This is a genomic window from Bacteroidia bacterium (assembly GCA_019695265.1).
GTDB lineage: Bacteria > Bacteroidota > Bacteroidia > JAIBAJ01 > JAIBAJ01 > JAIBAJ01.
Genome location: JAIBAJ010000006.1, coordinates 1 through 15,158 on the forward strand (window position 1 = coordinate 1; position 15,158 = coordinate 15,158).

Below are 15,158 nucleotides of genomic sequence, written 5' to 3' on the forward strand. Positions count from 1 at the left end.
AACTACGCGGAAAGAAACAAACCGCGCAATCTGCGGAAAGAAACAAACCGCGAAATCCGAGGAATGAAATAAACCGCGAACTCCGCGGAATGAGATTAACCGCGAACTCCGCGGAATGAGATTAACCGCGAACTCCGCGGAAAGAAACAAACCGCGAACTCCGCGGAAAGAAACAAACCGCGAACTCCGCGGAAAGAAACAAACCGCGAACTCCGCGGAAAGAAACAAACCGCGAACTCCGCGGAAAGAAACAAACCGCGCAATCTGCGGAAAGAAACAAACCGCGAAATCCGCGGAATGAAATAAACCACGAACTCCGCGGAAGGAAACTAACCGCGAACTCCGCGGAATGGGATTAACAGCGAAATCCGCGGAAAGAAACTAACCGCGAAATCCGCGGAAAGAAACTAACCGCGAACTCCGCGGAATGATATTAGCCGCGAACTCCGCGGAATGAAACTAACCGCGAACTCCGCGGAATATTAAAGGTCATCAAATCGAAAGAATATTGTAAGATGTGAAAATTTTACATCCCTAATTGCCAGAAAATCTGCGGTTGGGATGTGTTTTATTAGGTAGTTATCTAATAATAATGGTTTCACCATAATTCTTAGTCAAAACCACCCTTTTAATTTTTATAGGGTTTTCTCCAAAATTTACAATTAGTGCAAGTTGATTTCCTGAAACTTTTAAATAATTAATTCCTTGAGCTAATAATTGATCATTGATAGCCGACACAGTTTTTAATTCAAGAATTATTTTATCCCAAACTACAAAATCTGCATAGTAGTAATGTCTTAGCAACTGGTTTTTATATTTTACGATAAATTGCTTTTCCCTTTCAAACGGAATTTTCCTGATCTTGAATTCTTCCATCAAGGCGTCTTTATATAAAGATTCAAGGAAACCTGGACCTAGGTGGTTAAAAACTTCGTAGCAGCAATTGATAATTTCAGAGGATTCTGTCTTATACAAAATGGATTCCATAAAAATAATGTATATATTAGGCTAAATTAGTCGATTTTAATCTAAGTTCCTATTAATTTTGGAAAATAAAATTAGATATTAGAATGTTAAAGGATATTCCAAATTTGCTTGTTGAAGATGTAGCTTTGGCAGTAGTAAAAGAGCAAAATATGGAGGGTGAGGAGGTTTATAACGTTTATGTAATTAACCTCAAGAACCGTGATTTGGAAGCTGTTTTAGTTTCGTCATCAGGATATGGTATTATTCAAGAAAAGGAAGTTAAAACGTCTGAATTAAGGCATTTTTTAGAAACTGTGCCTGCTCGTTCAGCTTCAAAGGTTGAAGCTATTGTTGAAGATGTTTTTGGAATCACGAACCAATATTGGTTAAGTTTTTACCTTGACAAGCAGATTTATGATAAAAAGTACATCTTTCTCCCCGAGTCCATTCGGGAAGAGAATTTTATTGTACTTCCAATACTTCAAAAGAAAGGAGTGATGATTTTATAGGTAAAAGCCTATGTCGATTATCTTTAGTATTAGTGGTGGTGAATGGTTTCCCTTATTTTTGCTTTTAGCCCTTCGCTAGCATGCACTAAAGGAAGTCTAACATGAGAGCCACAAACTCCAAGTTCGTGCAAAATTGCTTTTACTCCCACCGGATTTCCTTCTGCAAAATGCAAGCCCATGAGGTCAAGCAAGGCGTAATGCAATTTACGAGCTGAGGCAAAGTCGCCTTTTAAGGAAAAACGAACCATTTCAGAAAATTTGGCAGGGAAACTATTGGCTACTACCGAAATTACACCTGAACCTCCTGCAGCAATTATAGGTAGAGTTAGATTATCATCTCCGGAAATCACCCGAAAGCCTTCCGGTTTATGGTTGATGATTTGCATAATTTGTTCCAGGCTTCCGGATGCTTCTTTGGTTGCCACTACATTAGGTAATTCGCGAGCGATTCTTAAGGTTGTTTCTGCGCTAATATTGCTAGCAGTTCTACCTGGAACATTGTAAATAATTACAGGTTTTGGTGAAGCCTGGGATATCGCTTTGTAATGCTGAAAAATTCCTTCCTGGCTGGGTTTGTTATAGTAAGGAGAAACCGAGAGAATGGCCGAAATTTCGTTGAGGTTATATTCTTCCAATTGATTTAATACCTCGGCAGTATTGTTTCCGCCTATTCCTAGAACTACCGGCACCCTAGAGTTATTTACTTCAATTACTTTCGATACCACTACTTCCTTTTCGGCTGCAGTGAGAGTAGCTGTTTCTCCGGTTGTTCCTAAAACTACTAAGTATTCAACTCCTCCTCCAATAACGTGTTCTACCAAATTGGCTAATCCGTTTAAGTCAACCTGACCACTTTGTGTAAAGGGAGTAACAAGGGCTACGCCTGTTCCATTTAAAAATTTAAGCATTGCGAGGGTTGTTGATAATGGTTAAATAATGTTTTACTTGTTGGATAAGGAACTTGAGGTCGGGTTTCTTTTCCACATTGATCATGATATCGTATAACTTTTCAAAGTTGGCATCTTGTCGTCCAACTTTGCATTTGGCTTTAGACCAGGTTAGCACATACAATTGAGGTAGAACCGGTTCCAGGGTAAGGTCAATTAAGAGGTCGTAAGATTCGTTGCAGAAATTATCCACCACGTGGTGACCTGGCATGTAATACCAATTTAAATCAGTTTTCAAGAAGAAATCGAATTCCAGCTTAGCTACCTGGAAATCTCGTGCCTCTTTGGTATCGACAAATCCCAAGGCTTTTACTGTTTTTTTTTCTTCTCGAAGTTGGCGCACAAATTCCCTAACAACGTTATGGGTTTCCATTTGAGTTGCATCGTAAAGGATGCCAATGTTTTTGGCATCCGCCAAGTTGGAAACTTTAATTGGCCGGGTTGGGACTTGTTCCTGCCTTAGCAGGTAAAACCCGATTTTTCTTTTTATGTTTTCGATAAATTCCAAAGGCAGAGGGTAGGGTAGTGGACTTAAGCAAATTTGCGACCGAATTCGCGCATAACATCAACCAAAACTTGAACACTTTCGAGTGGCAAGGCATTGTACATAGAAGCTCTGTACCCTCCTACACTGCGGTGACCTTTTAATCCACTGATATTGGCTTCTTTCAAAAGTTTTGAAAATTCTGCATCCAGTGATTCATTCTTAAGCAAAAAGGTTGCATTCATCCAGGAGCGGTCTTCTTTAGCAGCCGTGCCAATGAAGGCCGGGTTAGCATCCAATTCCTGGTAAAACAACGATTGCTTTTTATTGTTTATTTCTTCAATCCAGGCCACACCACCATTGTCTTTTAGCCATTGCAGAGTAAGCATGGAAACATATACTGCATAAACAGATGGAGTATTGTACATGCTTTCGCCGTCGATGTGTACCTTGTAATCGAGCATAGATGGGATAGTTCTTCCTGTTTTACCAAGTAATTCATCTTTAACTATGACCATGGTTGTTCCTGCTGGACCCATGTTTTTTTGGGCTCCGGCGTAAATCAGGTCAAATTTCGAAGCATCGAATTGGCGGGAAAAAATGTCGGAAGACATATCGCATACCAAAGGAACTTTTGTTTCGGGAAATTGACGGAATTGAGTTCCGTAAATAGTATTATTGCTCGTGAAATGGAAATAGTCTACATCGGTTGGAATGGTAAAGCCTTTGGGGATGTAGGAGAAGTTCTTGTCTTTTGAAGAGGCAACTTCCACTACTTCACCAAGAAGTTTAGCTTCTTTTATGGCCTTGGAAGCCCAAACTCCGGTATTGGCATAAGCTGCTTTTCCGCCAAGTTTCATCAGATTGTAAGGAACCATTAGGAATTGAAGGCTTGCACCACCTTGAAGGTATAATACTGAATAACCGCTAGGTAAGTTGAGCAGGTCTTTTACCAATTGTTGAGCCTTTTCCATATCGGCAACGAAGTCTTTACCGCGGTGCGATACTTCTAAAATGGAAAGTCCGCTTTGGTGGTAATTTAAAATGGCAGATGCGGCTTGTTCTAGTACAACTTGAGGAAGAATTCCCGGACCGGCAGAAAAGTTATGTGGTTTGCTCATTGGCTGGAGGTATTGATAGCGGAAAAGAATAAAAACGATTCAATTCCGGTGCAAAAATAAAAAAGCCCCTCGGTTTTCCGAAGGGCTTTTGAAAATAGATGTTAACGATTATTCTTGGATTTCAATCATTTTGAATGGAACTCCGATAATACTTTGGTAATCTTCACCGGCTTCCAGCATATCTTCATCGTCTTCTTCATAGTACCAATTAACTACCACTTCATTTCCTTTTTTAGAAAGATGCTCAAGTTTTTTAAACAAATCCAAAAGGCATTTGCTGCTGCTGGTGTTAAAATATTCCAATTGGATATTAACCATGGTTTTGCTTTGGGGCTTGTTCACATAATCATCAAGCCATTCAATTAATGGTTTATAAAACTCAATGGAATTTTCAGGAATCGAACGCCCTTTCAAACGCAATTCGCCTTTGTCTCCATCAAATTCTACCCCTGGTGTTTTTGGTGTTCCGTCGTAATGAATTTTTTCCATTTTAATCAAATATTATGGTGTGATTCTACTTTAATATTAAGGCTAAAAAAGGAATAGCCGTCTTTAACTTCAAAAAAGTCGTAATTTAATTTTTGTCCTGTTTTTCTGGCAATGTCAATCATTCCGAGTCCGGCGCCGCCTTTCTCGCTTAATTGCTCATTGTTCAACATTTCTTTGTAGTAGGTTTTTAATTCTTCCGGACTTAAGGAATTAATCTTTTCCAACCTGGATTTAAAACCCGCTACTTTTTCAGTTTTAATGTAATTTCCTGTTAAAATGCTGTAGCTATTTTCACCCAAACCAATCATGAATATGGCTGAGCGTTCGCTTTTGCTACCCGTCAGTTCAACTTCATCTATGTGGTGATATAAATTTTGCAGACATTCAACCAAAACATTGTAAACCTTTTTCCTAAGCTTAGGTTCTTCGTTTTTATCGTTCATCCTCGATTCCATAATTTGGAGGATTGAACTCATCAGGTCGTCCGTAATATCACCTTTAAAGGACAACATGATATTGTTGGCCTCCATTCGATTATATAAATCAAAGATATCTATCATAAACTTCTTACGGGCTTGTAATAAGGACTGACCTAAAACGTGATGAACAAACTTTGGTTACAACAAATGAAAAAATATTTCGATAAATTACCCAAAGTTTTTTCGAGATGTTATGAACGTATTAATTAACAATGGAGGAAATTAGGAGTAAAGCCTTAGGTACAAACAAAATTAAACCTATGCAAGCAGCTATGATACTTGCAACAAGAACTGCGCCGGCTGCCAGGTCTTTTGCCTTTCCGGCAAGTTCTTTTTTTTCGGGTGAAACCAAATCCACTACATTTTCGATGGCCGAGTTGATCATTTCGGCCATCATAACTATACCAATGCAAAGCAGTACTATAAGCCATTCCAAGCGATTAAGTTTAAAAATGAAGCCTGAAATTAGAACTAGAACAGCCAATATCAGGTGGATTTGGGCATGAGCCTCTTCCTTGAAAAATCGCCCAATGCCTTGTCCTGCATAGGTAAAAGCCTTTTTTCTTTTTTCCCAATAGTTCATTTTCCAAAAGTATATTTTTAAAATACATCCTTTTCAATCGAATAAATAAATCAAATGGAGCGTTAATTCCACCGAAGATTGTTTGCGCCGAAGGAAATGCTCAACTGCTTTTATAATGGTAGGTTGAAGATGTTAATTTGCAGGAAAGGACTCCTTTTTTAATTCTTTTTATGCGGGCCCCCTCCGCCCAATTAGCTTTTTATTATATCCAAAACAACCTGCACGGGCGTTCGGGTCACGCTTTCGGCTGTAGTCCTCGTCCCCCTAGGCTAAAGCCGTAGTGGTCCTGTGGGCTACTTGCCTCTATCGTTGCCCGAGGGTGCAAGTCCCAAATGATAGCAAATTGTACTAGCATGTGCATTGCCATTATACCCATGTTTTTTGAGAAATAGCCCGAATCGACTTAGAAAATACAATGGCAAATGCCTAGGATGCAATAGGTTAGGCCAATTTTTCAAGAAAATTTGAATATAAACCCAAATTCCAAAAGAAGTGAAACTTCTAGAATAAAACAGCTAACTAATGGCTGACCTTCCTTTGACCAAAGATATTTTTGATAGGAATAAGCTCTATAAAACGTAGAAATTCTGGTCAGGGAAATGACGTTTAGTTAAAGGTTTAGCTTTTTGAAATTCAAAGGAATTTAATTTATGTCACTTTTTTTGGATGGATTGTTTGTTTTTAAAGGTATCCAAGAGGTCACTTCGTGAGTAGGCATTGCCCCAAAAAGTAACCAAAAAGGTCTAGGCTCAGCAAACGTCCACCCGCTCTTGCTGTTCCCTGAAAAACTAAGCAATGGGTCAAAGATGGACGCTGACCCACTTATCCATTCGCACATGTCCATCTTTTAAATCGGTCCTTCCGGAAAATCTGAATCGCAATGTTCAATCTTTTGTACTCGGAAGGCCTACGACATTGCAAGTTTTTCAAGGGAACATCAATTCACAGCCGCGGCGCGCCCCGTGCTGAGCCAGGCCAACGCACGGCGTTCTAACAGGCTTTTGTGCAAGGGCTTATACGGTTATAAAAATCATTATTCCATTATTTAATCTTTCTTCAAAAAGAAAATTCAATTTTTTTTTCAAATTCCTGAAATACAATGACTTAAATTCTAGTTAGATGGAAATTGTCATAAGAAATTTTAAACTTCGTTTTGAGACAAGTGTTAGGATGGTTTTCAAGTAATTTTTACCGAGAAAACATTATGCAAGACCTATTTAAGAATTAGCCTTATTGGTAAAATTAGGTCTAACATAATGTAACCTCGGCACTAACTAACACTAGCTCGGGGTTAACCCGAATCTTCCCACATCCCACCGAAATTGCCATTTGTTCACTTCGTTTCAAATGACAATTTCGGGATAAAATGGGCCAATACTTATTATCCATTCGGTATTATAAATGTGCAACCAACCAGGGGGGATAAGTTGTTAAACAATTGAAAATAAATGGCTTGGATATTTTTTTTCAGCAGCCCATGTTCGTGCCAATAGTAAATCTAAAATAGTCCAACTATAATTGTATTAAATTGCGTTTACTTCGTTACTTGCCACCGTAATTTGAAACATGGTTTTGGACTTTTCTTCAAGAAGCCGTGGGAATAGTAAATACGAATAATTCCATAATGGAACCAAAATGGAGAATTGGGTTGTAAGTAATTTGTTTTCGATGGAAGTTATGAAAATGAATTCAATAAAGGATGGCAGTAGTAAGGAAGGATGGGCTTGCACCCCGGGCAACGATTGAGGCAGTGTAGCCCACAAGGATGCGCAGTGTTAACGAAGCAGACTGAGGACTACCGCCGAAAGCGTGACCCGAACGCCGTGTTTGATACCTTAAGATTTGCACCAACATTGAAGGCGGAAGGGGGCCCGCCAAAACAAAATTTAAATAGGAAGCAAATTACAATAAACCTTCGAGAGCAGAGCTATTACAAAATGATATTAATCAGTTACCTAAAACTACCCCGAAATAGCTACACAAGCAATGACACTATTCCTTAAATTTGCACACCAATAATTACTTCAATGTTAGCAACCGAATTATCTCCACTTGAAAAGCTACACGCCAATGCAGGCGAAGATTTCCTTCCGATTAACGGAACAGATTATGTAGAATTTTATGTTGGAAATGCCAAGCAATCCGCTTATTTTTATCAAGCCGGATTTGGTTTTGAACTAGTGGCATATGCCGGCCCTGAAACCGGTGTTAAAGACCGCGCCAGTTATGTACTTCAACAAGGAAAAGTTAGGCTGGTACTAACAACTTCTTTTGATCCTGAAAGTGAGATTTCGCACCATGTACGTAGGCATGGGGATGGTGTTAAAGTTTTGGCGCTTTGGGTAGATGATGCTTCCAAGTCGTTTTATGAAACTACCAAACGCGGTGCGGAAGCGGCTTCGGGTGTACAAACTATTTCAGATGAGTGGGGAGAGGTGAAAATGGCCAGTATAAAAACGTATGGAGATACCTGGCATACCTTTGTGGAGCGGAAAAATTATACCGGTGTGTTTTTGCCTGGTTACAAACCTTGGAAAAGCAGTTTGAAAACAACTCCAATTGGATTAGAGTATATCGACCATTGTGTTGGTAATGTTGGATGGGGAGAAATGAATAAATGGGTGAAATTTTATGAAGATGTAATGGGTTTCAAAGTGCTGTTAACCTTTGATGATAAAGATATCAGTACGGAATATACTGCATTGATGAGTAAAGTAGTTACCAATGGAAACGGTTACATTAAATTTCCAATCAATGAACCTGCAGAAGGTAAGAAGAAAAGTCAAATAGAGGAATATTATGATTTTTATAAGGGAGCAGGATGTCAGCATTTGGCGCTTGCAACAAATGATATCATTCACACTATCACGGAATTGCGTAATCGTGGAATTGAATTTTTGGAAGTTCCTGCCAGTTATTATGATGATTTAGTGGAAAGAGTAGGTTTAATCGATGAGGATGTTGAAACCTTAAAACGTTTGAATATTTTGGTAGACAGAGATGAGGAAGGATATTTGCTTCAGTTGTTTTCGAAGCCTGTAGAAGATCGTCCGACGGTGTTTTATGAAATTATACAACGTAAAGGAGCAAAATCTTTTGGTAAAGGGAATTTTAAGGCTTTGTTTGAATCGATTGAAAGAGAACAAGCCCGTAGAGGAACCTTGTAATGTTTTACCTGAAGGGTATTTGTTTCAAAACGCAGAAGTAATATTTACTGTGAAAGTGGTTGAAGGTTAAATCTTCAACCACTTTTTTGTTTTGGTCCAATTCAGTTTGAACTTTTTTTATCCCTACTTAATCAAAAGGAGGATTCCTTATCCGAACTACTTGATTTAGTTGGGTTTACCCCTCCCGAAGCATTTCGGGAAGAAGTTGTTATCAATTTGAACAAACAAATTGATTTGCAAATTCTTAACTCGTTTATGCATTTCTAATGCCTAACCTGGGTCTATTCTACTTTGGAACTCATTGGGTTTCTGAGTCCGCTCCAGTTTTTTATGCGACCTTTTACTTTTCCTACTACTACCGGCGATTCAACTAGCATTGGAACTTTGTTTGCATCATCGGTCATCCAAACCTTCATCCGTTGCCCTTCGGAGAAAATGGTACCTGCTACTAGTCTTGGACTGAATAGAATGCAGCGGAATTTGCCATGTTCAGTTTTTAAGATTGTTTTGCCCAGGTATTTTACCGAAAGGTTATAGGCTTTGTCATCCAGGAACAAAGAAATAGGAATGGAGTCATTTACTTTCATGGAAGCGAAGTCAACGTTTCTGGAGGCATAAATCATACTTAGTACATCGAAGGTGCAATCCAGGATGGAAGAGCTATCTTTTTTAGAAGGATCGTTGTTTAGTTTTCGGTAGGTTTTCACCCAGCCGGTTTTATAATTGAAGTAGTTATCGTTGTAGTTTTTAAATCCCCCGTCGTCGGTATCGCGGACGTAGCGGAAAGGTTTTAAGGTGGCGGTATCTACCCAAGCTTCGAAGCGATCTCTTACTTTAAAGAAATTATCGTAACTAGGGAAGGTTTTACCAGTTCCTTTGAAGTGGTAGCAAGGTTTATTGCCAAATTTTTCCAGGGTTGTTTCGAATTCTACTTCGCCGGCATCTACCCAAACCGGTCCAAGCTGATAGTAGGCTACATAGGTTGCTTTTTCGCCGGGTTTGAAGGCAGAATTGCTAACCTTACAACCGGAAATGCCGGGTCCAAAGGATTGCAGGCAAAGGGTTGTGCCAACCAGGAAGGTAATAAGAATGGCTTTGTTCATAAAACCGGCAAGGCTAAAATCATGCCGAAGGTAAAAAAGAAAGAAAAATGGAGGGTAGGTAATTGTATAGATTGAGGACATTTACCTTTGGTAGAAGGTGAAATGAACGGAATTGGAAGGAGCTTACAAATCGACTAACCCGGGTGGGATTTGGGTTGATATTTGTTTCTTTTTTGGGTCGATTTGAAGTATGAAAGCTTCTACGGCCGGAATTAGAATTTCTTCTTGATTGGGCGTTTCAACCACCAATAAATCTTGCACACCTTCTTCAACTGAGATAACCTTACCCAATATACCCAATTTTAAATCAATAACTTGGAATCCTACAAGTAAATCGTCTAAGGTTTCTTCTTGTTTAACTTCCTTGACCAGGTTTTGGGGAAGAAGAAATGTTTTACCTACCAATTCTTTGGCTTGTTCCGGGTTGGAAAAGTTTTTGAAGAGGACGGTAAATTGGGAGTTTGAATTTTGGGTGTATTTAGCAATAAAAAATGGAACCGGAGCAGGTGGAAAATCCACAAACAACAGTTCCATTTTTTTTGATTTAGGGAGGAAATTCCCTAAGAATTCAATTTTTACCTCACCTTTATAGCCGTGGGTAGAAATAATTTTACCGAGACTAATAAATGGTTTGGTATAGGCTAGCATTATTCAGCAGCAGGAGCATCTCCTTCGGCTTCAACGGCCGGAGCTTCTGTAGCTTCTACTTCTTCTGCCGGAGCTTCTTCAACCGGAGGAGCAAGTTTAGCGGCTATAGCAGCGGCTTTTTTGTCTTTAACTTCAGATTCTTTAGCCAAGCGAGCTGACAAAGATTTAGCTTTTTCACCGGCTAAGCGATCAACTTTTCCGGAGATTTTACCTTCTTTTTGAGCCAACCAAGCTTCAAATTTAGCTTCAGCCTGTTCAATAGTCATAGCTCCTTTTCTAACACCTACATTAAGGTGACGTTTGTAAAGAATACCACGATAGGAAAGGATAGCGCGAGCTGTATCCGTAGGTTGAGCACCATTTTCTAACCAGGTTACGGCTTTATCGAAGTTGATATCGATAGTGGCCGGATTGGTGTTTGGGTTGTAAGTTCCAAGTTTCTCAATGAACCTTCCATCACGCGGTGCACGACCGTCCGCTACAACGATATGAAAGAACGCTGCGTCTTTCTTACCTTGTCTTTGCAATCTAATTTTAACTGCCATTGTAATTAATTTTTAAGGGGTGCAAAGGTAATTATTTTTGTATACCTTACAACAGCTTTTTGAAATTCCTGTACAAAAAATCAGTTTCCGATAAAATCGCTGAGTTTGCCTGCTTCTTTCAGACGTATACCTTTTTCAGTTTTTTCTACGGTACAAGCTTCATAAAGGGGGTCATGTTCCAAGAATAAAATGTAATTACCTTCTGCGGCCTCGATAAGGAATTTTTCTTTTTCTTCCAGGGTGATAAGCGGTCTGGTATCATAACCCATCACATAAGGCAATGGAATATGCCCAACCGAAGGCAAGAGATCAGATACAAAACAAACCACTTTCCGATTAATTTTTATCATAGGAACCATGAGTGCATCGGTATGACCTCTCATGTATTTAATCAGAATTTTATTGGTAAATCGACCTTCTCCTTTTACAAATTTGAGTTGTCCGCTGGTGGATATAGGTAATATGTTTTCTGAAAGGAAGGATGCTTTTTCTCTTTTATTGGGTTGAGTTGCCCAACGCCAATGTTCTTTGTTAGTCCAATAACTAGCGTTAGGGAAAACGGTTTCGAATCCGGTTTTGTCTTTGTTGTATTTAATGCTGCCTCCACAATGGTCGAAATGCAAATGAGACAAGAACATATCTGTAATGTCCGGAAAATCTATGCCTAATTTATGCAATGACTTTTGTAAGGAATCATCGCCATTTAAATAATAATGAGAAAAGAATTTGGCGTCTTGTTTATCCCCAATTCCGTTGTCGATAAGCATTAAACGGTTATCGAATTCCAGCAATAAACAGCGCATAGCCCAATTACACATGTTGTTGGAATCGGCCGGATTTGTTTTTTGCCAAATGGATTTGGGAACTACTCCAAACATTGCACCTCCGTCTAATTTGAAAAACCCTGTGTCAATTACATGCAGTTTCATCGATCGTATTTTTATAAAAGTCTAAAATCCAAAAAGCGGTGGCAAAAATAGGGTAAAGGCTTTGAACCTTATGTTAAAACTTAGTCGCAAAAATGGATATAATGATTAAAAGTCAGAAACATGTTTTACAGGTAAAAATTGTATACAGGGCTAATTTTTTCAATTAAGATAGCATCTAAATTTGCCGAATGCCTCGACTCCTTCTTTGGTTGCTTTGTTTCTTATTCTTTTCCTTAAGAGCCGATGCTCAATTGAATCAGATCGATACCTTGAAAATTCGGTTGGTTTCCAGTTTTGCTGATAATTCCGAAGCAGTATTAAATTTTCCGAAATTTATTTTAAAAAAGAAGTCCATGGAGAACAAGGTAAATATGGAATTGAAAGAACAAATTACAGGAAGGGAGTTTGAAGGAAAGGCAATTGACCAAAGCTACAGAGATTGGGCACAATATTTCTCTTCCATAGGATTTGAAGTATTCCTTAATCAAAATCAATGGGTATCGCTAGAGGTTTATGGGGAATTTTGTGGAGCTTATTGCAGTAGTTTTAATCAATATCACACAGTTAATTTAGCCAACGGAAAGTTTTATACCATTGAGGAACTGGTTGATACCACCGGGTTTCTTCGGGAACTTATATACTCCAGGTTAGATTCAACCTACCAAGCCAGTGTGGCAGAAGTAAGAAGCAGATACAAATTGGATACCCTTCAAACCGACAGTTCTTACCTACCAATTATAATGGAAGAATTAGAAAATTGTAGGAATGATTTCAAGATTCAGGCCTATTCCTTAACCCCCACTCATTTTATTATCCGAAAAAACTGCGAGTTCCCACATTTTATGCACAATGAAGGTCCCTTTTGGGAACTTAGATTTTCATGGCAAGAGATAAAAAGTTACCTTAAACCCCAATTAACTTTATGGAATCCCTGACCGAATTAAGGTTGTAATTTAATTTTATAGTCTTCATTAAAAACAAATCCTTTTTCGGTTTAATTAAGGCTCAATCTGGCTGCAGGGATTTGCAATCTCACCATGTATTAATTTGGGTAAAAGTTCTGTTGATCTAGGAAAATCCCTAAACTTGTGCCCCTGCATGCCAAAAATATCTGCTGTAATTATTACTTTTAATGAGGAACGCAATATTGCACGTTGTTTAGATTCCTTGCAAGGCGTTGCTGACGAAGTTCTGGTGGTTGATTCCTATTCTACAGACAATACCAAACAAATAGCCTTGCAGAAAGGTGCAAGATTTATAGAACATGGTTTTGATGGACATATTGAACAGAAGAATTGGGCACTTTCCCAAGCAAAATTTCCACATGTTTTATCTTTAGATGCAGATGAAGCGCTTTCTCCGAAACTAAAGGAATCTATTTTGGAAGTAAAGTCCAATTGGCAGTTTGATGCTTATTCCATGAATCGACTTACCAATTACTGTGGTCACTGGATTAGGCACAGTGGATGGTATCCGGATACCAAAGCAAGATTATGGGATAGTCGAAAAGGAAAATGGGGTGGAGATAATCCGCATGATAAGTTTGAATTGTTTGAAACAAATAAACCAATCGGTTTTCTTCAAGGTGATTTGTTGCACTATAGTTACTATTCTCGTTCCGAACACATTAATCGAACCATACACTATGGTAAAATTGGTGCTGAGGCCTTGAAAAAAAGGAAGGCTAAAGGACTTCTTATTAAACAATTGATAAATCCCCCTTGGAAGTTTTTCAAAATTTTTGTCCTAAATTTAGGGTTTTTAGATGGTTCGGATGGTTTGTTTATAGCAAGGCAAGCCTTTCATGAAACCTGGTTAAAGTACCATTTAGCCTTGAAAAAATAAATTAAGTAAACATGCCACGCATACAGCCACTTCGATCAGAAGAATATTCACCCGATATTCAACTTGCTTTTCAAAAGCATGTACAGGAATACCAAGCCCGAATTACCAATATGAAGGCCAGTTTGGGCCATTCCTTATTGGCTTTTGAAGTGTATATGCAATGGTATCCCTTGTATCAGGAGGTGGAAAAAATTGTGGGGAAGCGTGGTGCCTATTTGTTTGCTTACGCCATTTCAACTGGTTCTGATTGTCCACTATGTTCAACCTTTTTTAGGAGGATTTTGATAGAAGCAGGAGAGCAGCCTGATTCACTTCACTTGCAAACTTCAGAACAGGAACTATTGGACTTTGGCTCAGCCATTGCTCAAAATAAGGGTATAGTATCGGATGAATTATTCGAAAGAACGGCAGGTAGGTATTCTACCAGGGAAATGGTAATTCTAATAGCTTTTGCCGGTCAGATGATTGCTACCAATGTGTTTAATAATGTAATTGAAACGGAGATCGATGAGTATTTGATTCCTTACTTAAAACCAATGCCATGACTAAAAAGGTTGCATTTATAACAGGTGCTGCGCACGGACAAGGACGAGCTACTGCCTTAGCCCTTGCGAAAGAAGGAGTTTCAATTGTTGCTTTTGATGTGGCAAAACAATTGGAGTATCCAAATTATAGTTTTGGAAATTCCAAGGAGTTGGAGTCCTTGGGTTTGGAATGCCAAGCCTTGGGAGTTGCCTGTTTAACTTGTTCAGGGGATGTTCGGGATGATGTAGCTATTCAATCTGCTGTAAATCAGGCTATGCAGGAATTTGGAAGAATTGATATCTTGTTTAATAATGCCGGGATTTGTGCATATGGTTTATCAGATGAATTAAGTGAAGAGGAATGGGATTCCATGTTGGATATCAATTTGAAAGGGGCATGGATGGTTGGAAGGCGAATAATACCCATAATGCGTGAACAAAAGCAAGGGATAATTTTAAATAATTCATCCATAGCCGGACTTCGGGGAATGAACCGATTGAGCCATTATGCTGCTTCCAAATGGGGATTAACCGGATTAAGTAAATCATGGGCAATTGAGCTGGCTCCATTTGGAATTCGTGTAATATCCATTCATCCTACAGGAGTCAATACTCCTATGAATGATGGGTTAGCTGCTATGGAAGGAACAACTGCCAAGGAAATTGCTGAACGTAGTGCCGGAAACCTTCTGCCAGTTCCCTGGATTGAACCTCAGGATGTTGCCAATGCCGTTGTATTCCTTTGTTCGGAGAAGGCAAGGTTTATTACCGGTTCGGAGTTCGTAATAGATGCCGGATTGCTAACTAGATAGCCCTTGT

General features: G+C 39.0%; 18 protein-coding genes. 6 read left to right on the top strand and 12 right to left on the bottom strand.

The window, feature by feature from the left end; all coding sequences use genetic code 11:
• Window positions 1-579: 579 nt before the first annotated feature.
• Window positions 580-987 carry a GxxExxY protein gene (locus K1X82_01920; protein ID MBX7180841.1) on the bottom strand — a complete coding sequence of 136 codons (408 nt, stop codon included), beginning with the start codon at window positions 985-987 and terminating at the stop codon, window positions 580-582.
• 83 nt (window positions 988-1,070) lie between these two features.
• On the opposite strand from K1X82_01920, the gene K1X82_01925 reads away from it, so the two are divergent.
• Window positions 1,071-1,475 carry a hypothetical protein gene (locus K1X82_01925; protein MBX7180842.1) on the top strand — a complete coding sequence of 135 codons (405 nt, stop codon included), beginning with the start codon at window positions 1,071-1,073 and terminating at the stop codon, window positions 1,473-1,475.
• A 29-nt stretch (window positions 1,476-1,504) separates the two neighbouring features.
• Here K1X82_01925 and dapA read toward each other — a convergent pair whose 3' ends face one another.
• The 7 genes from dapA to K1X82_01960 all read right to left on the bottom strand — a co-directional run bounded on the left by dapA (window position 1,505) and on the right by K1X82_01960 (window position 7,341).
• Window positions 1,505-2,383 carry a 4-hydroxy-tetrahydrodipicolinate synthase gene (gene dapA, locus K1X82_01930; protein ID MBX7180843.1) on the bottom strand — a complete coding sequence of 293 codons (879 nt, stop codon included), beginning with the start codon at window positions 2,381-2,383 and terminating at the stop codon, window positions 1,505-1,507.
• Window positions 2,376-2,930, bottom strand: a complete 555-nt coding sequence (locus tag K1X82_01935) for a hypothetical protein (GenBank protein MBX7180844.1) — start codon at window positions 2,928-2,930, stop codon at window positions 2,376-2,378. Before K1X82_01935 ends, dapA begins: the two co-directional genes overlap by 8 nt.
• 23 nt (window positions 2,931-2,953) lie before the next feature.
• Window positions 2,954-4,027 carry a 3-phosphoserine/phosphohydroxythreonine transaminase gene (gene serC / locus K1X82_01940; GenBank protein MBX7180845.1) on the bottom strand — a complete coding sequence of 358 codons (1,074 nt, stop codon included), beginning with the start codon at window positions 4,025-4,027 and terminating at the stop codon, window positions 2,954-2,956.
• Window positions 4,028-4,135: 108 nt separating this feature from the next.
• Entirely contained in the window at window positions 4,136-4,516 is a 381-nt protein-coding gene (locus K1X82_01945; GenBank protein MBX7180846.1) for a DUF1987 domain-containing protein, read from the bottom strand.
• Window positions 4,517-4,521: 5 nt separating this feature from the next.
• Window positions 4,522-5,076: a SiaB family protein kinase gene (locus K1X82_01950; GenBank protein MBX7180847.1), complete on the bottom strand. Its 555-nt coding sequence runs from the start codon at window positions 5,074-5,076 to the stop codon at window positions 4,522-4,524.
• 121 nt (window positions 5,077-5,197) lie between these two features.
• Window positions 5,198-5,578 (bottom strand): diacylglycerol kinase family protein, encoded by a 381-nt coding sequence (locus K1X82_01955; protein ID MBX7180848.1) that lies wholly within the window; start codon window positions 5,576-5,578, stop codon window positions 5,198-5,200.
• 1,523 nt (window positions 5,579-7,101) lie between these two features.
• Window positions 7,102-7,341: a hypothetical protein gene (locus K1X82_01960; protein MBX7180849.1), complete on the bottom strand. Its 240-nt coding sequence runs from the start codon at window positions 7,339-7,341 to the stop codon at window positions 7,102-7,104.
• 264 nt (window positions 7,342-7,605) lie between these two features.
• Here K1X82_01960 and hppD point away from each other — a divergent pair, with 264 nt between their 5' ends.
• On the top strand, window positions 7,606-8,745 hold the full coding sequence (gene hppD / locus K1X82_01965; protein ID MBX7180850.1) for a 4-hydroxyphenylpyruvate dioxygenase: 1,140 nt from the start codon (window positions 7,606-7,608) through the stop codon (window positions 8,743-8,745).
• Between the two features lie 281 nt (window positions 8,746-9,026).
• Here the strand turns inward: hppD and K1X82_01970 are convergent, their stop codons facing one another.
• From K1X82_01970 to K1X82_01985, 4 genes are all read right to left on the bottom strand, one after another.
• Complete coding sequence (locus K1X82_01970; protein MBX7180851.1) at window positions 9,027-9,929, bottom strand: DUF3108 domain-containing protein; 903 nt, start codon at window positions 9,927-9,929, stop codon at window positions 9,027-9,029.
• Between the two features lie 42 nt (window positions 9,930-9,971).
• Window positions 9,972-10,496: a ribosome maturation factor RimM gene (rimM, locus tag K1X82_01975; GenBank protein MBX7180852.1), complete on the bottom strand. Its 525-nt coding sequence runs from the start codon at window positions 10,494-10,496 to the stop codon at window positions 9,972-9,974.
• The gene (locus K1X82_01980; protein ID MBX7180853.1) at window positions 10,496-11,041 is read right to left on the bottom strand and encodes a 30S ribosomal protein S16; all 546 of its coding nucleotides are present in this window, start codon (window positions 11,039-11,041) and stop codon (window positions 10,496-10,498) included. The genes rimM and K1X82_01980 overlap by 1 nt, the downstream gene beginning before the upstream one ends.
• Window positions 11,042-11,121: 80 nt before the next feature.
• Window positions 11,122-11,970, bottom strand: a complete 849-nt coding sequence (locus K1X82_01985; GenBank protein ID MBX7180854.1) for an MBL fold metallo-hydrolase — start codon at window positions 11,968-11,970, stop codon at window positions 11,122-11,124.
• A gap of 188 nt (window positions 11,971-12,158) precedes the next feature.
• Here K1X82_01985 and K1X82_01990 point away from each other — a divergent pair, with 188 nt between their 5' ends.
• From K1X82_01990 to K1X82_02005, 4 genes are all read left to right on the top strand, one after another.
• Entirely contained in the window at window positions 12,159-12,905 is a 747-nt protein-coding gene (locus tag K1X82_01990; GenBank protein ID MBX7180855.1) for a hypothetical protein, read from the top strand.
• Between the two features lie 163 nt (window positions 12,906-13,068).
• Window positions 13,069-13,815 carry a glycosyltransferase family 2 protein gene (locus K1X82_01995; protein ID MBX7180856.1) on the top strand — a complete coding sequence of 249 codons (747 nt, stop codon included), beginning with the start codon at window positions 13,069-13,071 and terminating at the stop codon, window positions 13,813-13,815.
• An 11-nt stretch (window positions 13,816-13,826) separates the two neighbouring features.
• Window positions 13,827-14,360 carry a hypothetical protein gene (locus tag K1X82_02000; protein ID MBX7180857.1) on the top strand — a complete coding sequence of 178 codons (534 nt, stop codon included), beginning with the start codon at window positions 13,827-13,829 and terminating at the stop codon, window positions 14,358-14,360.
• Window positions 14,357-15,151 (top strand): mycofactocin-coupled SDR family oxidoreductase, encoded by a 795-nt coding sequence (locus tag K1X82_02005; protein MBX7180858.1) that lies wholly within the window; start codon window positions 14,357-14,359, stop codon window positions 15,149-15,151. The genes K1X82_02000 and K1X82_02005 overlap by 4 nt, the downstream gene beginning before the upstream one ends.
• The last annotated feature ends 7 nt before the right edge of the window (window positions 15,152-15,158 follow it).